17 protein-coding genes and 4 pseudogenes are annotated in these 17,802 nt (G+C 56.6%); 10 read left to right on the forward strand and 11 right to left on the reverse strand.

All coding sequences use genetic code 11. The features are described from left to right. Positions 1 to 302: 302 nt before the first annotated feature. Entirely contained in the window at positions 303 to 1,808 is a 1,506-nt protein-coding gene (locus BFP92_RS11560; RefSeq protein WP_065929605.1) for a sensor domain-containing diguanylate cyclase, read from the reverse strand. Between the two features lie 181 nt (positions 1,809 to 1,989). Then, complete coding sequence (locus BFP92_RS11565; protein ID WP_170875834.1) at positions 1,990 to 2,883, reverse strand: LysR family transcriptional regulator; 894 nt, start codon at positions 2,881 to 2,883, stop codon at positions 1,990 to 1,992. A gap of 94 nt (positions 2,884 to 2,977) precedes the next feature. Between BFP92_RS11565 and BFP92_RS11570 the strand changes: the two genes are divergently transcribed. Beyond that, on the forward strand, positions 2,978 to 4,159 hold the full coding sequence (locus BFP92_RS11570) for an MFS transporter (protein WP_065929586.1): 1,182 nt from the start codon (positions 2,978 to 2,980) through the stop codon (positions 4,157 to 4,159). Here the strand turns inward: BFP92_RS11570 and BFP92_RS11575 are convergent. Together BFP92_RS11575 and BFP92_RS11585 are read right to left on the reverse strand one after the other, a co-directional pair. Next, a pseudogene (locus tag BFP92_RS11575) lies at positions 4,156 to 4,636 on the reverse strand (GNAT family N-acetyltransferase). The gene BFP92_RS11570 and the pseudogene BFP92_RS11575 overlap by 4 nt on opposite strands. Positions 4,637 to 5,070: 434 nt before the next feature. Further along, positions 5,071 to 6,045 (reverse strand): hypothetical protein, encoded by a 975-nt coding sequence (locus BFP92_RS11585; protein ID WP_065929588.1) that lies wholly within the window; start codon positions 6,043 to 6,045, stop codon positions 5,071 to 5,073. Positions 6,046 to 6,536: 491 nt separating this feature from the next. Here BFP92_RS11585 and BFP92_RS11590 point away from each other — a divergent pair, with 491 nt between their 5' ends. Then, positions 6,537 to 6,743 carry a hypothetical protein gene (locus tag BFP92_RS11590; RefSeq protein ID WP_065929589.1) on the forward strand — a complete coding sequence of 69 codons (207 nt, stop codon included), beginning with the start codon at positions 6,537 to 6,539 and terminating at the stop codon, positions 6,741 to 6,743. A 109-nt stretch (positions 6,744 to 6,852) separates the two neighbouring features. Here BFP92_RS11590 and BFP92_RS11595 read toward each other — a convergent pair. Both BFP92_RS11595 and BFP92_RS11600 read right to left on the reverse strand, forming a co-directional pair. Further along, a pseudogene (locus BFP92_RS11595) lies at positions 6,853 to 7,453 on the reverse strand (IS3 family transposase); the annotation flags it as partial. 215 nt (positions 7,454 to 7,668) lie between these two features. Then, positions 7,669 to 8,610: a LysR substrate-binding domain-containing protein gene (locus BFP92_RS11600; RefSeq protein WP_065929590.1), complete on the reverse strand. Its 942-nt coding sequence runs from the start codon at positions 8,608 to 8,610 to the stop codon at positions 7,669 to 7,671. 110 nt (positions 8,611 to 8,720) lie between these two features. Here BFP92_RS11600 and BFP92_RS11605 point away from each other — a divergent pair, with 110 nt between their 5' ends. The 3 genes from BFP92_RS11605 to BFP92_RS11615 all read left to right on the forward strand — a co-directional run bounded on the left by BFP92_RS11605 (position 8,721) and on the right by BFP92_RS11615 (position 11,592). Continuing rightward, entirely contained in the window at positions 8,721 to 9,773 is a 1,053-nt protein-coding gene (locus BFP92_RS11605; protein WP_065929591.1) for a Gfo/Idh/MocA family protein, read from the forward strand. A 108-nt stretch (positions 9,774 to 9,881) separates the two neighbouring features. Beyond that, positions 9,882 to 11,273 (forward strand): MFS transporter, encoded by a 1,392-nt coding sequence (locus BFP92_RS11610; protein WP_065929592.1) that lies wholly within the window; start codon positions 9,882 to 9,884, stop codon positions 11,271 to 11,273. Between the two features lie 103 nt (positions 11,274 to 11,376). Further along, positions 11,377 to 11,592, forward strand: coding sequence for a hypothetical protein (locus BFP92_RS11615; RefSeq protein WP_139114055.1), 216 nt, complete (start codon positions 11,377 to 11,379; stop codon positions 11,590 to 11,592). 52 nt (positions 11,593 to 11,644) lie between these two features. On the opposite strand, the gene BFP92_RS11620 is transcribed toward BFP92_RS11615, so the two are convergent. Both BFP92_RS11620 and BFP92_RS11625 read right to left on the reverse strand, forming a co-directional pair. Beyond that, on the reverse strand, positions 11,645 to 12,019 hold the full coding sequence (locus BFP92_RS11620) for a tautomerase family protein (RefSeq protein ID WP_065929594.1): 375 nt from the start codon (positions 12,017 to 12,019) through the stop codon (positions 11,645 to 11,647). A 6-nt stretch (positions 12,020 to 12,025) separates the two neighbouring features. Further along, positions 12,026 to 12,361: a carboxymuconolactone decarboxylase family protein gene (locus BFP92_RS11625; RefSeq protein ID WP_065929595.1), complete on the reverse strand. Its 336-nt coding sequence runs from the start codon at positions 12,359 to 12,361 to the stop codon at positions 12,026 to 12,028. Positions 12,362 to 12,471: 110 nt separating this feature from the next. On the opposite strand from BFP92_RS11625, the gene BFP92_RS11630 reads away from it, so the two are divergent. The 3 genes from BFP92_RS11630 to BFP92_RS11640 all read left to right on the forward strand — a co-directional run bounded on the left by BFP92_RS11630 (position 12,472) and on the right by BFP92_RS11640 (position 14,385). After that, positions 12,472 to 13,359 (forward strand): LysR substrate-binding domain-containing protein, encoded by an 888-nt coding sequence (locus BFP92_RS11630; RefSeq protein ID WP_065929596.1) that lies wholly within the window; start codon positions 12,472 to 12,474, stop codon positions 13,357 to 13,359. A 167-nt stretch (positions 13,360 to 13,526) separates the two neighbouring features. Further along, on the forward strand, positions 13,527 to 13,904 hold the full coding sequence (locus BFP92_RS11635; RefSeq protein WP_065929597.1) for a DUF6678 family protein: 378 nt from the start codon (positions 13,527 to 13,529) through the stop codon (positions 13,902 to 13,904). A 79-nt stretch (positions 13,905 to 13,983) separates the two neighbouring features. After that, complete coding sequence (locus BFP92_RS11640; protein ID WP_065929598.1) at positions 13,984 to 14,385, forward strand: hypothetical protein; 402 nt, start codon at positions 13,984 to 13,986, stop codon at positions 14,383 to 14,385. A gap of 194 nt (positions 14,386 to 14,579) precedes the next feature. On the opposite strand, the gene BFP92_RS11645 is transcribed toward BFP92_RS11640, so the two are convergent. Continuing rightward, positions 14,580 to 15,146 carry a DUF6630 family protein gene (locus BFP92_RS11645; RefSeq protein ID WP_056859525.1) on the reverse strand — a complete coding sequence of 189 codons (567 nt, stop codon included), beginning with the start codon at positions 15,144 to 15,146 and terminating at the stop codon, positions 14,580 to 14,582. A gap of 283 nt (positions 15,147 to 15,429) precedes the next feature. On the opposite strand from BFP92_RS11645, the gene BFP92_RS30370 reads away from it, so the two are divergent. Continuing rightward, a complete protein-coding gene (locus BFP92_RS30370) occupies positions 15,430 to 15,807 on the forward strand; it encodes a MarR family winged helix-turn-helix transcriptional regulator (protein WP_239694256.1) in 378 nt (125 codons plus the stop codon). Here the strand turns inward: BFP92_RS30370 and BFP92_RS11655 are convergent. Continuing rightward, entirely contained in the window at positions 15,799 to 16,209 is a 411-nt protein-coding gene (locus BFP92_RS11655) for an ester cyclase (RefSeq protein WP_065929600.1), read from the reverse strand. The genes BFP92_RS30370 and BFP92_RS11655 overlap by 9 nt on opposite strands. 112 nt (positions 16,210 to 16,321) lie before the next feature. On the opposite strand from BFP92_RS11655, the pseudogene BFP92_RS32035 reads away from it, so the two are divergent. After that, positions 16,322 to 16,426, forward strand: a pseudogene (locus BFP92_RS32035) (Mg chelatase-like protein); the annotation flags it as partial. A gap of 15 nt (positions 16,427 to 16,441) precedes the next feature. On the opposite strand, the pseudogene BFP92_RS11660 reads toward BFP92_RS32035, so the two are convergent. After that, positions 16,442 to 17,656, reverse strand: a pseudogene (locus tag BFP92_RS11660) (aldose 1-epimerase family protein). Positions 17,657 to 17,802 lie beyond the last annotated feature (146 nt).

Genomic DNA, 17,802 nt, shown 5'->3' on the forward strand with positions numbered 1-17,802 from the left:
CGTCGCCGGATGGGATCCCGACAGGTCGTTTTCCAGATTACAGCGCGCGGATAAAGCCATTCAATCAGGGGCATCTGGGCAGATGTAACCGCTTTAAACCCCGGCGGGCTGGGCTCAGAGCGTGCCTCGCGTGACTGTAGGAGTAATCCTGAAACGCGTGTGGGAAAGCGGTTGTAACGGCCATAATCGCAAGCAAATCCGAGGGGTCTACCCGTTAAAGAGCGGGTGATCGTTGACCGGCTTTTAACGGCTACATAACTGGTAACGTAAAGTCGTGCATGGGCGGGGTTGTGCCACCTCCCTCACCGGCCCGCCGTCACACACTGGTTACGCCCCGCCGCCTTGGCGCTGTACAACGCCTGATCCGCCACCTCAACCAAACCTTGCAAATCCTCCAGCTGAGCCCCTGTGGCTGTCGCAATGCCGATGCTCGCTGTCAGCCGCGCGAACGGGCTGGTGCCGTGCACGATGTGCTCTTGCTTCAACCGATCAAGAATCAGCTGGGCCACCACGGCGGCGCCGTCACTGTCGGTGTCCGGCATGATGATGCCCATCTCCTCGCCACCATAGCGCGCCACCAGGTCTGACGGCCGCCTTACGCACGCCTCGAAGATTCTGCCCACCGTCTGCAGGCATGCGTCCCCTGCCACATGTCCGTAGGCGTCGTTAAAGCGCTTGAAGTAGTCGATATCGATCATCAGCAATGCCAGCGTCGTGCCCTCCCGCTTGGCGCGCAGCGCCTCCCTGGCGAGGCTCTCATCAAAGCAGCGACGGTTTGCCAGCCCCGTGAGGGCATCCTTCATCGCCAGCAACTCAAGCTGCCCGTTGGAGGTGAGCAACTGCTGCTGGGTTTCACGCAACTGATCTTCCGCCTCGGTGCGCCGACGGATATCCAGGATCAAAAACCAGCCGATAAGGCCGGTAAGGCCCAGCAGCCCCGCCACCACCACCGCCGACAACAGTGCCTCGGTGCGCCACGCGGCAAGGGCTTCGCGCTTGCCCAGCGCCACCGTGGTGATCAGCGGCAGCCGGTCACTCTGGCGGAACGCGTAGAGTCGCTCCACGCCGTCCAGGCTGGAGGTAAACGAGGCAGTGCCGACCGACTGATCAACCAGGTACTTGGCATAGATGGGCGACGTGGAAAAGTTGCGCCCCATGTCCTGTTCGCGAAACGGATAACGCGCCAGCAGCGTACCGTCGGTATGCGACAAGCCAATTGCGCCGTCCTGCCCGACATCGATCTTGCCAAACAAGCGCAGGAAGTTTTCGATGCCTAAGGTCACCGCCACAACACCGGCAAAATCACCCTGCGCATCATTGAAACGCCGGCTGATGGTCATCACCCATTCCTGATTCGACCGGCTGACAATCGGCGGGCCGATAAAGATCTCGCGGGAAGGATCGTCACGGTGATGGATGAAATAGGCACGGTCTGTGCTGTTGGCGCCCGCAGGAATCGGCCGGTTGGAGGACATCAACCAGTGCCCATGACTATCGTAGATCGTGATCCCACTGAGCTGCGGCATCATCGGCTGCTGGCGGTTGACCAAGATACTCAGCCGCTGAATCTGCGCCGGCCCGCTGCCTTCGGTTTCCAGACGCTCGACCAGCCCGAGCAACAGCAGCGCACTTTGGCGCACGATGCCTTCGGAATAAGTCGACAGCGCCTGGGTAAGGTTCAGGCCATGGACGTCCACCTCCTGCAGGGCGCGATCTCGAGAGGCAAACACCTTCCAGACCGTCAATGACCCCAGGGAGCAACCGATAACAGCCAGCAAAAGCACAACCAGGTGGGTATCACGCTTCACATTGCTACCTTTGGCAAGCAGGGTTTTCCATAACAGCGGACAGTGGACCTGGGCACCGGCGGCAGCCATTCGCCCTGTTTCGCGAGCAAGGATACAAGTAGTTATAAACCGGCGCAGCAACAGATTATGCGCACGAGAACGGTTCATATTTCCGCGCCTCACGGTGGCCCCACGCAGACGCTTACAACTGATGATGTTCGAGCAAAAAGTCCACAAACAAACGCACCCGCGCCGGCATCGCCGCGCCGCCGACGAACACCGCGTGAATCGGCTCAACGTCGCCGGGGTTCCAGGCTTGCAGCAGCGGTATCAGCTCGCCGCGGCGCAAATCCTCGCTGACGGTGAACTCACCGATACGCGCAATACCGGCCCCCACACGCGCAAGCTGTGCCAGCGCTTCACCACTGCTGCATTCGATGTTGCCGCTGACCTTGAGGGAAAACCCCTGGCCGTCGCGCATAAACGGCCAGTTGGGTTCGGCACGCCGAAAGTTGAAGCGCAAGCAATTGTGCCGCAGCAGGTCTTCGGGTTGCTGCGGGGTGCCGTGGCGTTGCAGGTACTCGGGCGAGGCCACCACCACCTGGCCGGTTTCGCCGAGCCTGCGCGCGGTCAGTGGGCTGTCGGGCAGAAGGCCAAAACGTATCGCCACATCGGCCTGGCCGCCGAGGATATCGACTACTTCGTCGCCCAGGGCGAGGTCGACCACGATGTTCGGGTAGCGCGCACTGAAGGCGGCCACCAAGGGCACGATCGTCATACGCCCGTGGCCCAGGGCGGCACTGACCCGCAACCGGCCCCTCGGCACGCCCTGGTCGGCAATCGCTTCTTCCACCTCGTCCATATCGGCCAGGATACGCCGCGCCCCGCGCAGGAACGCCTCGCCCTCGGCAGTAAAGGTGAGCGCGCGAGTGGTGCGCAACAGCAGCCGAGTGCCAAGGCGTTGCTCGGCGCGCGCGATGATCCGGCTGACCGCCGACGGCGTAAGCCCCAACGCACGCGCCGCCGCCGACAGGCTGCCTTCCTGCGCCACGCTGGCGAACACCAACATCTCACCCGACCTGCCGTTGAAATCCATTTGTGCCTCTTACGCAAAGGTGATTGCCAAAAACGCCATCTACCGCCTTTAAACGCCGGATCGTAGCATTGGCGGCATAGATAAGGAGCTTTCCATGCGTATCAATCCACCTTTAGTTGCACTCGCCATGGGTGCCTTTGGCATCGGCGTCACCGAATTCGCCCCCATGGGCATGTTGCCGGGCATCGCCGCCGACCTCGGCGTCTCGATTCCTTCCGCCGGGCTGTTGGTCAGTGCATACGCCATGGGCGTGCTGCTCGGCGCGCCACTGATGACCCTGACCACCGGCAAGATCCCTCGGCGCTACCTGCTGATCGGGCTGATGGCGATTTTTACCCTGGGCAACCTGATGTCCGCCCTGGCCACCGACTACTACAGCCTGATGGTCGCCAGGGTCGTAACCTCACTGAACCACGGCGCGTTCTTTGGCGTGGGCTCCGTGGTCGCCGCCAGCGTGGTCGCCCCGGAGAAACGCGCCGGCGCGGTGGCCGCGATGTTTATGGGCCTCACCCTCGCGACCATCGGCGGCGTGCCGCTGGCCGCCTGGTTCGGCGAACTGTTCGGCTGGCGCACCGCGTTCTGGGGCATTACCGGCCTCGGCGTCATCGCCATGGCCGCGCTGTGGTTCGCCCTGCCCAACCTCAAGGCGCCGCCACACGTCAGCGTGATGGCCGAAATTCGCGTACTGGGCCGCGGCCCGGTGCTGGGCGCATTGGCCCTCACCGTCATCGGCTCGGGCGCCATGTTTACCGTGTTCACCTACATCGCGCCCATTCTCAGCAGCGAAACCCACGCCTCAACTGCCTACATCACCGCCATGCTCGTGCTGTTCGGCGTGGGCCTGACCCTCGGCAACCTGTGGGGCGGCAAGGCTGCGGATCGCTCGATAGACCGCACCTTGATCGTGTCGCTAAGCGTGCTGATTGTGGTGTTGCTGGCGTTTACCGTGCTGATGCGCTGGCCGTTGCCGGCCGCGGTGGCGATCCTGATATGGGGTGTGGCCAGTTTTGCCCTGGTGCCGCCGTTGCAGATGCGGGTGATGGAGGCGGCCAAGGACGCGCCTAACCTGGCATCGGCGGTGAATATCGGGGCGTTTAATTTTGGCAATGCGATTGGGGCAGCGCTGGGCGGTGTGGTGATTAACGCGGGCTGGGGGTATCCGGCGATTTCGCTGGCGGGGGCTGGGATGGCGGGGTTGGGGTTGTTGATGGTGGTGGGGTTTGCTTGGCGGTCGAGGGCGAGAGGAGTGTTAGCCGTCAATCAGGCGTCCAGCTAGCCAGCTGGGCCAATCGCCGGAACACTCCGGCGAACATAATAATGGTCGAATTCACTGCTTTCGATGAATTGGAAACCATGGCGGATATAAAAGCGATTCGAAGCGCTGTCTTTGAGAGCACCCACTTTAATGGGGAGCGCAGCTGCATCCGCCTCTTTGAAAATTTGAATGAGCACCGCAGACCCTACACCTGATCCTTGCGCGCCCGGTCTCGCATACAAATGGTCACGCAAGAGCTCATTGTGGTGATGCTTGACCACTACAAAACCAACCCGCTCGCCAGATGCCTCGATGTAGCGTGTGTTGCGAGCTTCAAACCCCCCAAGAAACCGCTCGCGCGCGCACTGGATCAAATCGCCCAACACGCTCCAGGCTTTCACGCATGGCCTCGATTCGAATGGCTACCAGACCATCCAAGTCACGTTCTTGAGCCTGGACCAAAATGATTGGGGAGTTTTGATTGGGTGTGGCGGGCATAGTTTGCTCTCGAACTAGCATCCTGGGACGGCCAGTATAGAGAGCCTGGCATGAGCCGCCACATCCCAGGGGAATTAGCGTGATATCAATAGCCAACTGATACACATGACGGTAACGGATGTGAAAGCAATCAGTGTCGGAATGACCATCCAGTACTTGAGATGTCGTGGGATTTTTTCAACGTCCTCAACCCGTACTAAACGCCTCCACTGAAATATGCTTGGAATAAGAATGATGATAGCCATAGCCACCAGCCGCTGGGGCCTTCCATCAAAGGGCGCATGACGAAAAATATCCCTGTGCACAGTAATGTAAGCACTGCTCTCCACGTAACGTTCTGCAGCGTCGAGCTTTTTGAACATGGCACAAAAAACCAGAGGTAAGCTCAATATCATGACGACCCCAGCGCACATGCCGATATATTCAAAGACCATTTAATCCCCCGCCGTCCTATAGAGAAATTTCCCTGTGCCTTCTCCCAAGACGCTTCCGGCTTTACCTGCGGCAAATCCACCTGCGGCACCGCCGACAATGGCACATGCCAACGCTCCGGCACCCGCTGTGGGTATGCCAAAAACAATCATGCAGGCGCCGACACCGATAGGCGCCCCAAACGCCGCGCCCACAGATGCACCACCCACCCCCAACACCAATTTACCCCCTTCAACATACTTCGCCTGCGTACACTCTTGCTCACGCCCTGTGGAACACGCCTCCGTTATCTCCAGCGCCGTCGCCCCAACATCCAGCGCTATGCCAATGTAAGTCCCCTTCTTCAATATTTGCGAGGCCTTGGCCAAACGCTTGACCCTTTCCTCATACCCACGAATGTCTCCATGGTGCCAATAGCTTTTACTGGAAATCCCCAACACCTTTTTAATCGAACCTTCGTTTCTCAACCCCGTACCAAAGCGCGCCATGCCCGAGATTTGGCTATCCAACGTGGCAAACAGCGCTCTTCGCTTAACCAAAAACTCCTCCCTTGCCCCCGTGGTGCCTTTGCTCAAGTACTGCTTGTGCAAACTCTCGATTTCGATAAGGGTCTTCTCGACTTGCGCCAAATGCTTGCTCCATGCACTGCTGGCACTGCCGATGCCAAGGGACGAATAGGTCAAGATGGCCTGCAACTGATCATAGTTTTTGATCAGGAATGAGTCGGTTGCCGAGTACGCCAACAGGGCGAGCTTTATATTCAGCGCCGAGCGCATAAGCTGTGCCTCTTCAGCGGTGCAAGCGTCGGTCCGGCTATCTCCAATGATCACCAATTGCCCCGGCAACACCACCGTGTTGCGGATGTGCTGGTTGAGGATGTCGAATTTGGTCTGCGTATGCGGATCAAGCGCCAGGCTTAGTTTAAGCAATGGATAAGGCTGGGGATGTTCATTGATAAATGCGTAGGGTCCCTGCATGCGTGCACCTCCAAGTGACTGAGGCGCACGACTATAAGAAGGCGCCACAGCGGAGGTAAGACGTGAAGAGGGGTGGTTTTAACGTTTCAGAAACGGACTACTTCACTCTAAGTGCATGCCTACGCACTGGACGCTCTGGGGCTCGCTGAGCCGTTGTTACATCGGCATATTCAATGTCGATACGGGCGTGCGCGTGCCCACGGCCAAAGAGCCGAAAATAGAACGTACTTGTACGTTGGATCGGCTGCCGGCGTTCTAGCGTAAAAGCGGGTCATATGTGCCTGAAGTAAAACGAGGTCAGCCCCTCAGGGATCCCTCAGGGTCTGACCCCGATTTCCGTGACCCCGATTTCCGAAACCAACTGACACGTACGACCTCAATTCCAAAACCGTCTAAAAAACTGTCATTTCTTACAGCTCACCCTTGAATTTAAAGCGTTTAACCTTTGGGGGCACCTGTACCTTAACGACACACTTTTGAGGTCTTCCGAAATGGACAATAAAGAAGCACAAACCAAGCTGAATAAATTCGGAGTTGGGCAGCTGGTTAATCTGACTGGATACTTTGACTTTCCCAACAAACAGACAGAGAGGGAGGAAAAAATTGTCGAAATCAACGCTGATTCCGTAGTGATCGAAAGGCCAACCGCAAGCAGTCCAGAAACCCTGCAGTATTCGGCTATCACTTTCATTATGTAAGCAACCTCGCGGCCCGTACGCGCTGCAGGACATGGACCTGCATGAAGGCCCAGTGTAGTGGTCAACTAATCCCGGGCACGACGTTAAACGGCCCGCGCTGGAGCCGAATCCATTCTGTTTTCAAGCTGCGAAATACGCGCTCCATCGGTGCGTTACCCCAGCAGGTCCCTCGTCGACTCATGCTCTGGCGCATGCGGTATCGCCACAAACGCTGGCGAAAGAGTCGGCTTGCGATCCCTGGTCCGAGTGGAATAGCAGATGCGAAGGCTTGCCACGCTGCTCGTAAGCCTTTCCAGCGCTTTGATCACCAGCTCAGCGTCTGGTTTTTCCGACATCGCCCAGCCCACGATCCGACGCGTACAAAGATCCAGGACGACAGCCAGGTAATGCCACTTTCCTTGCGCCCAAATGTAGGTGATATCGCCGCACCAGACTTGATTGGACGTTGGCACGTCGAACTCGCGGTTCAATGTGTTCGGGATATCCAGTCTTTCTACTGTTGCTCGTTTGTAGGCATGGGAGCCGGGTTGTTTGCTGACTAAATCAAGCTCGCGCATCAAGCTGCGCACTTTGAATCGACCGATCTGCTCGCCGTCTTCACGCATCAGCGACAAAATGCTGCGACTGCCCGCAGCACTGCGACTTTGTGAGAACAGCTCACTGACACGACTACGCAATTGAAGCCGTGCAACATCGGGTGAGCGGCGCCGCAGGGAGCCCAGTCGATCCAAGGATTTGCCATTTCTTGATCTGCGGTCGGGGGCAATTTTCAGCCGATCTTCTACCGCTTTTATGAAGGCTCGTAAGCGCTCGGCTCGTTCCCATCGTTCTATAGGTTTAACGACGCTTACTCTGAGGCGACGTTGAGTCACCCAGTGCCCAGTCGATCACGTCGGTTTTCCGCGATTGTTCAAACATCCCTTCTTCATATCCGTCCGAGGGCGTAAGGGCCAGTAGTCAACTGCTCACTTAGAAATTCGAGGCACACTTTTATTTTTTCGGACTGTGATGCGCGCACCGTAGTGACAGCTGAAACATCGGCAGATTGATGGTAGGCAGGTAACAGCCGTGTGAGTTTGCCCTCCTCGAAACTGGGGGCAACGTCCCATATGGACGCCATGATGACCCCCAAACCGTCATGCGCCCATTCGCGAACGATATCGCTGTTGTTCGAAGCCATAGGCCCCGTAACCTTCACTGTTTCCATTCCAATAGGACCTTCAAGGCGCCATATGCCAAAACTGCTGTCCCTGTCGCGAAATAGCAGGCAGTCGTGGTGTGCCAGGTCTGGCAACGAAGCTGGGTAACCTCGCTCGGCCAAATAGCTGGGGGCGGCGCACAGAATTCTCTGACTGCTGACGATTTTGCGGGCAATCAAATTCTGCTCTGTCACATCGCCAACGCGAATATCAATATCGAATTGCTCACTCGTCAGGTCCGTGCGCCTGTCCATCAACTCGAGCCAGACTTCAAGTTTTGGGTATCGCTTGCGTAGTAACGCGAGAATCGGGGCTATATGGAAACGGCCTAATCTTTGACTGGTACTGATCCTCAACAGGCCTCTGGGCTCCACCCTATCACCGTGGGACGTCTCCAGCATGCCATGCACGTTTTCCAGAATCTGTTTCGCCCAGACCAGCATTGTCTCGCCTTCACGGGTAATGGTGACCCGGCGAGTCGTCCGGTTGAAAAGCTTACAGTTGAGGCTTTCCTCAAGTGTCGCGACCCGTTTACTGACGTGAGCTGGCGAGATTCCCAAATCGGCGCCCGCGCTTACAAAGCTCGAACGCCGGGCAATCGTTGTGAAGAGCAGAAGGTCCCGAAGGAAGGGATCATTGTTCAGTAATAGAGAATTCTGATATTCCATTTGAGCCAATTATGACCTTCGGAGGGGATAGTAGTCTTGATCCTAACAGTATCTGACGAGGCAGTGATGCTCATCAGAAACACAAAAATAAAACCTGTGAAGATCAAACAATGTCCAAAATCCGAATCGCCGTGGCCGGTGTTGGCCTGATCGGTCGCCGCCACATCGAACTGGTGCAAGCGAGTCAGTCTTGCGAACTGGTTGCAGTCGTTGATCCAATGACGATCCCGGCCGACCACCTGACATCCCTTGGCGTTGCTCAGTACCCTGATCTGGCATCCCTTTTCAACAAAATCAAACCGGACGGCGTGATACTTGCCACGCCCAACGCTCTGCATGTTGCCCAGACCTTGCAGTGCATTGACGCAGACGTAGCCGCTTTGATCGAAAAACCTGTTGCCCATAGCGTAGAAGAAGGAAAGCGTCTGCTTGCCGCCTCGAAATCAAAGGGCGCGCGTCTGCTGGTAGGACACCATAGAGCACACAGTCCTATCCTCGCCAAGGCGCGAGAGATAATCGGCGAAGGCGTACTCGGCGATATTGTCGCGGTGCAAGGGAGCGCCATGTTCTACAAGCCGGATGACTATTTCGATGCCGCCGTATGGCGCCGACAGGAGGGTGGTGGCCCCATCCTGATCAACATGATTCACGAGATTGGCAACTTGCGCTCCTTGTGCGGCGAAATCGTTGCCGTCCAAGCCATGCAATCGAGCTCCGCGCGCGGCTTTCCTGTCGAAGACACGGTGTGCATTGGCCTGCGCTTTGAAAACGGAGCATTGGGCTCGTTTCTTCTATCGGATTCTGCGGGCTGCGCGCGCAGCTGGGAGCAGACGTCCCAGGAGAACGCAAGCTATCCCTCTTACGACGATGAGGATTGCTACGTAATCAGCGGAAAAAATGGGTCGCTTTCAGTGCCGACCATGCGGCTCAAATATTTCGCACGAGTTGAAGATCGTTCGTGGTGGAAGCCTTTCCAAGCGGCGACTGCCGACGTTGAACGTCGGGATCCACTGGAAATTCAGCTTGAGCATTTCTGCCGGGTTATTCGAGGGCTTGAAGAGCCTCTGGTCACAGTGCAAGACGGCCTGAGAAATCTGATCATCACAGAGGCCATCGCCGAAGCTGCAAAAACCGGAGCGATTGTCTGCACTGACCTTACCTGATCCACACCATCCGAGGTGGGTGGGATTTTCCCTGTCCTGTATATCGCCAGACAGTGGCGGTCCGGCTCGGCTCTGCCAGATCAATAACAAAAACAATAGGAAACAGATATGACTACGTCATTGGACAGCAAGCAGCATCGCTCGCGACAGGCAAAAAAGGCGACGGCGAGCGGCTGGATCGGTTCGGCGCTCGAATACTACGACTTCTTCATTTACGCCCAGGCGGCGGCGCTCATTTTTCCTCAGCTTTTCTTCCCGTCTACCGATCCCAAGATAGCGATCGTGGCTTCGATGGCGACGTACGGTGTGGGCTACATCGCACGCCCCATCGGGGCTTTCTTTCTCGGACATTGGGGTGACACACGAGGGCGCAAAAATGTCCTCCTGCTCTGCATGTTCCTGATGGGGTTTGCCACCATGGCGGTTGGGCTGCTGCCCACCTACCATCAGGTCGGAATTCTCGCCCCCATTCTTCTGGTAGTGTTGAGGCTTATCCAGGGGTTTGCCGTTGCCGGAGAAATCTCGGGAGCCAGCTCCATGATCCTCGAACATGCGCCTACCGGCCGACGCGGATATTTCGGCAGCTTCACGTTGCAAGGCGTTCAGGCTGGCCAGGTGCTTGCTGCCGCAATCTTCCTGCCATTGGCCTATTTCATGTCGGATGAAGCATTTAGTAGCTGGGGCTGGCGTATCCCGTTCCTTCTGAGCGCCGTGGTGCTGATCGCTGGTTTCATCATTCGTCGTGAAGTAGAAGAACCACCTGCGTTCGTCGCCGAAACGACGAAGACGGCCATACCCCGTTCGCCTGTGCTTGAAGCGTTTAAGTACAGCTGGCGTGGCATGCTTGTGGTGGTGGGTGTTTCCCTCATGAATGTCATTCCGGTGATCACCACCGTGTTCGGGGCGGCTTACGCGGTGCAGCCCGCTTACGGTATTGGCTTCAACAAAAGCGTTTACCTTTGGATTCCCGTCGTCGGCAATATCGTAGCCGTCCTGCTTATTCCCTTCGTAGGAAACCTGTCCGACCGCATCGGGCGTCGTCCATTGATCATGGGAAGCGCAGTGGGGAGCGGGCTGATGTCTTTCCTGTACCTGTATGCAATAAGCATCCACAGTTTGCCGCTCGCCTTCGGTACGTCGATAGTGATGTGGGGCATGATCTATCAGGGTTACAACGCGGTATTCCCATCGTTTTTTCCTGAGCAATTCGAGACCCGTTACCGCGTATCTGCCATGGCGATTGCGCAAAATACCGGCCTCTTCATCACCGCGATGTTGCCGGCACTTTTCGCCTTGGTCGCGGGCCCTGGTACCGACAACATTCCTTTGATAGTCGGTTGTATTACGTGCGTCTGCACGCTACTGGCAGGTATCGCTGCGTGGAGCGCCCCGGAGACCTCACGGATTCCGATGGTGAATCTTGGAAGACGCGGTGCCTTGCCAACGGCTGAAGCCGAATACCGCGAGTCCAGGCTGGATGCTATTCGTACGTCCGGCTAACTCACATTCTTGAACCCGACGCCAAAGGCGATGCTGTCCACCTAATTTGGGTGGACTTAGCCAATTTGAAGCCGGCAAGCCTATGCATTTGGAAATGCGCGGCATGGCCGATGCCAATCGCTCGTGCAGCGTATCGTTTATCAGCGAATTTATGCCGGGCGCACGTTACGTGATCAAAGGCGGGATTGCCGACGTCCCGGGCTCGTTGAGCCGCTGTTACATCGACATATTCAATGTCGACTCGGGGGTGCGCGTGCCTACGGCGAAAGAACCGAAAATAGAACGTCCTTGTGCGTTGGATCGGCTGCCGGCGCTGTAGTGTAAAAACGGGATCATATTTAACTGGGGTATGACCCCGTTTTACTCAAAGCCTAGTTGCCCCGCCCTCCCCCAAACGACCACTCATCACCGGCCGTGGTGGTGATCACCACCATCACGTCTTCTGCGTTCAGCCCCGGCGCCCGCCCCAGTTTCTCGACCAGATCACGGTAAAAATGCTGTTTCGTCGTAACACTTCGAGCACGGCCGGCAGTAATCGCGATCAGCACAAAGTCATGGCTACGCGGCCCACCCAGGTAGTGGGGATCGAATATCAGCTCGCCGACCTCATGTTGGTGAATGACCTGGAATCGATCTGTCTTCGGTACTTCGAAGCTCTCGACCAAGGCGTCGTGCAACCCCTGAGACAACGCCTGTAAATACTCGGCCGACTTGCCTCGGTGCAGTGAAATTCGTGCAAACGGCATCAGCGCTTACTCCTCACGTTCTGAAAGGCAAAGCTGTAATTCGCTCAGCACCTTCAGCGCCGAAGCAGCCGTCGGCCAACCTGAATAAAACGCCAGATGGGTGATGACTTCGGCCAGTTCGTCAGCACTCACGCCGTTATCCAGCGCACGTTGCAAATGAAACGGCAGTTGCTCAAGACGGTACATCGCCACCAGCGCTGCCACCGTCACCAAACTGCGTTCACGGGGCTTGAGTTGCGTGCGCGCCCACATGTCGCCGAACAATACGTTGTCGGTCAACTCGGCAAACTTCTGCGGATAGTTGCCCTGGGGCTCTCCCCCAGTGGCCATAGCTGTATTCATGATGTTTTCCCCTCCGATGTCCCGATCTGAAGGATGAAAATTATCAAGTCGCAACCCTTCCGAATATCAGATTTAATAGCTTCGACCATCCGGAATTAGTGGACTATTGAATGCGCCGCCCCACCTTCGACCTTGATGTATTGCGCACCTTCGTCACGGGCGTGGAGTTCAACAGCTTTGCCAAAGCTGCGGATCGTCTCGGCCGGTCGACGTCTGCCGTGAGTGCTCAGTTAAAGAAACTTGAGGAGCAGATAGGCACGCCGGTACTGGCTAAATCCGGTCGCGGCCTGGTCTTGACCCCCACAGGGGAATCACTGCTGAGCCATGCCCGTCGGTTACTGGAGTTGAACGACAGCATTTTCCACAGCGTGCATCAAAGCCAGACCGCCGGGACCTTACGCTTCGGGCTTCAAGAGGACTTTGGGGAACATTTCCTGAGCGATATCCTGCGACGCTTCGTACAGACGTACCCGAGGGTGAGCCTCGAAGTCAGGATCGCCCGTAATGCGGAACTGCTGACGCTGGTCGAAAGTGCAGCCCTGGACCTGGCCCTGACCTGGGACACCGGGCTTATATCGCCCTATGCCACGCGCCTGGGCGAAACACAGATGCACTGGATCGGGCCGCGCGATACGCCATTGCTGACGGCCGCCGATGACTCACCACTGCCCTTGATAATGTTCGACGCGCCTTGCGTACTTCGCAGCGCCGCCACCCAGGCGCTGGACGCCGCGCAAATCCCTTGGCGCATCGCCCTCACCAGCCCCAGCGTGGCGGGAATCTGGGCAGCCGTCGCCGCCGGGCTGGGCGTGACGCTGCGTACCCGCATTGGGTTGCCGAGCCATCTCAGTGTTGTTTCTGGTTTACCCGTCGTGCCGAGTCTTGGTTATGTGCTGCACAGCGGTGGCGGCGAGCCCACTGCGGCGGCCCAGCAATTGGCTGCTTTGATCGAAGCGGGCCTGCGGGAACAGGCGTTTCGTTTTACGGTTGCGACATAATTGAAAATGCGTAATCCATTTGCGTGCTTGAAGGACGTTCTTACACGCCTACCGACGTAGCGGGCGAGCAAGATTACTGAGTTGCTGCCACACAGGTGGGCGCCTGTTTAATCGCGGAAGGTGTGTTGGGTTAGACTGTACTCACTTCATACAATTACGCGAATCTTATGCATCAACTGCCTGAACTCGACGAGGTTACAAAAGCGAAAATTCGCAGGCTGCTGACTGCGGGCATGATTTATCCCGTCATGAACTACACCAAATGGGCTGAGCTGATCAAAGCAATGATTAACACCCCGCAAATGAAGCCAGAGTTCAGATTGCACAGTGTCTTAGCTCCAAGCGATTACTGCACAGATTGGGATCGAGAATGGCATTACCACATCCATCCGGTAGCAGAAATTGAGTGGATCGAACTCAGAGCGGTTTCACTCGATTGGCTACTTTCCACGCTAAGAAAGCACAACCTTCCCTTCTCTCTAGAGGATGGGGTGCCACGCGTTTGGGGTTATACCAGACCTGGCATGCAGCATCTTTGGGATTGAGTTCCTGAGGTTTCGCCCAGGCAGTAAACTTATGCTAGATGACTTTGCCGGACGCATTCAAAATCCTGATAGGTGAGCGATGTTCAAAGAGTATGAGTTGTTTCTGCATTCATTCGACTCAGAAGACTACTGGTCGGATGAAGGCATTGATGTTGCCGGTGCTCAGGTCTCTGAATTCACCGCGTCTGACTGGTACGAACTTGAATCCGCCATTCGCGTGAAGCCTGATGTGTGGCTGGGCCGATGTGCCGAATCGCTCACCGATTGCAATGATGTACACGCGTTGCAGATACTGTTAAGGCTGCTTGAAGCGAAAGAGGAATCGGTGGTCATTCATGCGCTTGAGTCAATCGATGCGCTCTTTTTAACCGGTTACATACGGAACGTGAGCCCTGTCATCACGGCCTTGAACGAAAGGGTTGATGCTTACACTCGGACTCTGGAATTGATGGTGGCTACCTTGATCAGGAAGCTCAAATAACGAACGACGGATGTACTGCCCGGACGGTTACGAAACAGCTACGAAAGGGGAGGTAATACCGCAGCCTACTTGGTCGACCGTGGCGATGCGGCCGGTATGTACCATTGAATAGCAATGGGCAAAGTAACCGTTGTCGGGCCATGCGTGAAAACACGAATGCCCGCTTGTAGCCGATAGCGATCAGCCAACTTGTCTCAATAGGGATCGAGCCCTGCGTCGATGCCAGCCTGCTTAGCCAGCTCGATCAGGTTTTCGACGCAATCTTGCTCAATGATGCAACCCACATAATCGGCGCCGCCTGTATCCACATGCAGAAAGCGCTTCCCGAACCCGGTCAGCCATTGATCGAAATCGATCAGTACTTGCATCAGTGCTGGCGTCTCTTCCAGCGTGTAGGCATAAATCTGGTCAATACCGCTGGCTTCAACCAGTTTCGGTGCCAGGTACTTGAAATCATCGAAGCCGTCCACGTCCACGGCCATGAGAACCATATTATTGAGTAACTGGCCTTTCTCAGCGTCCAAAAGACCACTGACCAACGCGGTGACCGGGTCTTCACCTAGGTTGTAATAGCGCGACACCCTTCTCACGAGACGAGCACGTTCCTTTTCAGGCTGCCGCGCCAACAGAGCCTGGGTGAACGTTCTCAGCTGCGCACCGAATGGATAAAGCTCACGCATAATCGCGGCATCACTCAACCGTGGTTCATCTGGTGGGGGTTGTGTGAAGCGATCGCCGAACAATCGACTGAACAAGCCCATCGCCGTTTATTCTCCTTGGTGGGTGAAGCTTCTGGCGCGAAGCTTACCCCAGCGGCTCGATGACGGCGAATAGGGTCAGGGTTGATATCTACTCAGTCTACGTGTGGCACTAGGCCAGAAGCGGTCATTCGAACTCATGTATGCTTATTTGCTCAACCACATCTGAGAAAGCCCATTGCCCTCCCCTTCAGAATCTCCCAATCATCACTCTGCTTCTTTTGAAGAGGCAGTTGAACAGTTAGCCGAAGATCTGCGAAGAGTAGTCGGCAATCTTGTCCGGGAAGTGCGCAGTGGGTCGGACACACCGTCCTCGGCACAATCTGAAACGCTAGGTTTGCTTGACCGTCATGGCCCCGCGAGCATAAGCGCGCTTGCTGCACATCGCCACGTCAAGCATCAAAGCATGCGGCTGGTTATCGCCCAGTTGGAGCAGCAGCAGCGGGTTACACGAGGTCCTGATCCGAGCGATGCACGAAAGCAGCTTTTTGAGCTGACGCACGCTGGTCGAGCTGCGCTTGAACACAGTCGTCTTCAGCGCAGTGACTGGCTGGCACGCCAGCTTAAGGAAAAAACCACCGCGTCACAGCTGCAAACACTCGAAGCTGCGGTCAGAATCCTGGAGCAATTGATTGCCGCCGCCCCAAACGGTCAATCAACCTGAGCGCAAAGCCGCCAGCACACTCGGCAACGAATTGACGCCCCAGTGCTCGACATATTGGCCGTTGCGGATGCGAACGATGTCGATGATATCAATGGACACTGCACGTCCCGTTGCCTGTATCCCGGCAATCACCCCGCAGTGGCGGCCGGTAATGCGCTTTCGGGTCGTCACCTTGTCGTCTTCAGCAACCTGATCCAGCACCTCGACCTCAAGGTCGGACAAGCCCGGGTGCAGAACATTGTGAAAGGTATGCCATAGACCTTCCCGACCGCCGTCTTGCCCCGCCGCCGCTGAATGGTTTATGAAATCTTGCGCCACGAGCACTTCAAATTCGTGGCGGTCGCAGTTCTCAATAACCTTCTGATTGAAACGACGGACGATAGCTTTGTTCACTGCTGACATAACGCCACCTGATGCTTGAATGCGTAGAATCCCGAATATATACAGTTAGACTGTACATATCCAGAGCATCAGTGAGCGCTGTCCGATGACATCCGCAGGGCATTGATCTATTGCTGCCAGTCGCAGGCTCAAGGTCACGCGCTCGCTGGCGGACCTTGAACAAGCCAACGGAATCAGACGCGAACACTTGGCCGAAGGGCCGCAATATCGGCCGACAATGCCCCAGCCGGTGTCACTCCTTGGTCAGATCAACCAACGGCGTCTGCCGCACCTCAGTCTCCCGCCCATCCTGAATCTCGCTCACCTGCTTCAAGGCCTTATCCACCGCGGCCTTATCCGCTAACAAGCTGTAGCTGATGCGGAACTGCTTGTGTTCCTTGGGCCCAATTGTCGGAACCAGGTTCAGTGGCCGCTGGTAACGGCGGTTGTAGGAAAAACTTGTCCCTGGCTCCAGCCCCGTGACATAGCCCTGGCCTTGGGTATCGGTGTTTTTCCACAGGGAAAACACCGGCAGTGTCTGGGTATTGAAGCCGACCGAAACGCCCAGGCTGCCGGCCTTGTTATGCAACACGGTCAACGTATCGCCCTTGGCATCGGCATACGGCACCACGTTGTACACCGTTTCGTCGTAGTCCTTGGTCGGTGCGCGGTAGGTTTGCCAGTCGGGCAGATCGCCCTTGGCCTTGTCGTTGAACGGCGACACCTGTTTCACCGGCGCGGCGAAACGAGCGCCTTGCTCCAGGAACGGGGTGCTGAAGTTGCTGTGATACAGCGCCTGGTATTCCTTCGGATAGTCGCCATTGTTGGTAAGGGTGTCATTGAGGGCGAACACGACGCTGCCGGGTTCGGTGACCAGTTCGGTCGCGACCGAGAAGTCGACCTTCTTGAACGCCTGCTCTTTCAATTCACCGCGCAGGGTGATGGCGTACGGTGGTTTTTCATCGATATGCAGGGTGACTTTGTTCGCAGGAATGTTGGCGGCCCGACCGTGCAGGGTCAGCAGTTCGCCGTTGTCGACGCTGGGGTGGCCGACCCATTCGTATCAGCAGCGGGCGACCAGTTCATTGAAACCTTCCAACCAACCCAGACCACCACGGCCATTGAGTTCGATGAATGACGGATTGACCACTTCCTTGACCGGAGAATCCCAGCCCATGCGCACACTGCCGACCGAGGCCTGCAAGACGTTCATGCCGCGAGTCGGCACTACCGAGAGTTTCATGGTGCCGTTATCGATATCGACGATGCTGACGCCCTCCTGGCGACCGCCGTGCAAGGTACGCAGGCTAACGCTGAAGGGCTTGTCGGTTTTTACTCCAAGTTGCTGGCTGTTGATCTGCCAGCTCTGGGCGGCTTTGTCGGTGTCGAGCAGAACGTAATCCCAGGCCATGGCGTGGGAGGCAGCGGACAGTGCGCTGAGGGCAACGAAGAGTTTGAGCGGGGTCATGGTGACAGCCTTTCTTGGAGTTGTGCCATTTTTATAAACTTGATGAAACGTTTCAGCAAGCTAAAAATGGACTCAGCGCCGACGAGGTAGGCAACGTGCAGTGAGCGTAAGGCAAAAACGATAATGTCGCTGATAGCCGCTTGCTG

Source organism: Pseudomonas sp. 58 R 3, from assembly GCF_900006605.1.
In the GTDB taxonomy this organism is placed as follows: domain Bacteria; phylum Pseudomonadota; class Gammaproteobacteria; order Pseudomonadales; family Pseudomonadaceae; genus Aquipseudomonas; species Aquipseudomonas salomonii.

What these genes read in the sequence shown, in the direction of transcription:
- BFP92_RS11565 (WP_170875834.1), bottom strand. Translation starts at nt 2,883, where the DNA reads ATGGATTTCAACGGCAGGTCGGGTGAGATGTTGGTGTTCGCCAGCGTG.
- BFP92_RS11570 (WP_065929586.1), top strand. Translation starts at nt 2,978, where the DNA reads ATGCGTATCAATCCACCTTTAGTTGCACTCGCCATGGGTGCCTTTGGC.
- BFP92_RS11585 (WP_065929588.1), bottom strand. Translation starts at nt 6,045, where the DNA reads ATGCAGGGACCCTACGCATTTATCAATGAACATCCCCAGCCTTATCCA.
- BFP92_RS11590 (WP_065929589.1), top strand. Translation starts at nt 6,537, where the DNA reads ATGGACAATAAAGAAGCACAAACCAAGCTGAATAAATTCGGAGTTGGG.
- BFP92_RS11600 (WP_065929590.1), bottom strand. Translation starts at nt 8,610, where the DNA reads ATGGAATATCAGAATTCTCTATTACTGAACAATGATCCCTTCCTTCGG.
- BFP92_RS11605 (WP_065929591.1), top strand. Translation starts at nt 8,721, where the DNA reads ATGTCCAAAATCCGAATCGCCGTGGCCGGTGTTGGCCTGATCGGTCGC.
- BFP92_RS11610 (WP_065929592.1), top strand. Translation starts at nt 9,882, where the DNA reads ATGACTACGTCATTGGACAGCAAGCAGCATCGCTCGCGACAGGCAAAA.
- BFP92_RS11615 (WP_139114055.1), top strand. Translation starts at nt 11,377, where the DNA reads ATGGCCGATGCCAATCGCTCGTGCAGCGTATCGTTTATCAGCGAATTT.
- BFP92_RS11620 (WP_065929594.1), bottom strand. Translation starts at nt 12,019, where the DNA reads ATGCCGTTTGCACGAATTTCACTGCACCGAGGCAAGTCGGCCGAGTAT.
- BFP92_RS11625 (WP_065929595.1), bottom strand. Translation starts at nt 12,361, where the DNA reads ATGAATACAGCTATGGCCACTGGGGGAGAGCCCCAGGGCAACTATCCG.
- BFP92_RS11630 (WP_065929596.1), top strand. Translation starts at nt 12,472, where the DNA reads ATGCGCCGCCCCACCTTCGACCTTGATGTATTGCGCACCTTCGTCACG.
- BFP92_RS11635 (WP_065929597.1), top strand. Translation starts at nt 13,527, where the DNA reads ATGCATCAACTGCCTGAACTCGACGAGGTTACAAAAGCGAAAATTCGC.
- BFP92_RS11640 (WP_065929598.1), top strand. Translation starts at nt 13,984, where the DNA reads ATGTTCAAAGAGTATGAGTTGTTTCTGCATTCATTCGACTCAGAAGAC.
- BFP92_RS11645 (WP_056859525.1), bottom strand. Translation starts at nt 15,146, where the DNA reads ATGGGCTTGTTCAGTCGATTGTTCGGCGATCGCTTCACACAACCCCCA.
- BFP92_RS11655 (WP_065929600.1), bottom strand. Translation starts at nt 16,209, where the DNA reads ATGTCAGCAGTGAACAAAGCTATCGTCCGTCGTTTCAATCAGAAGGTT.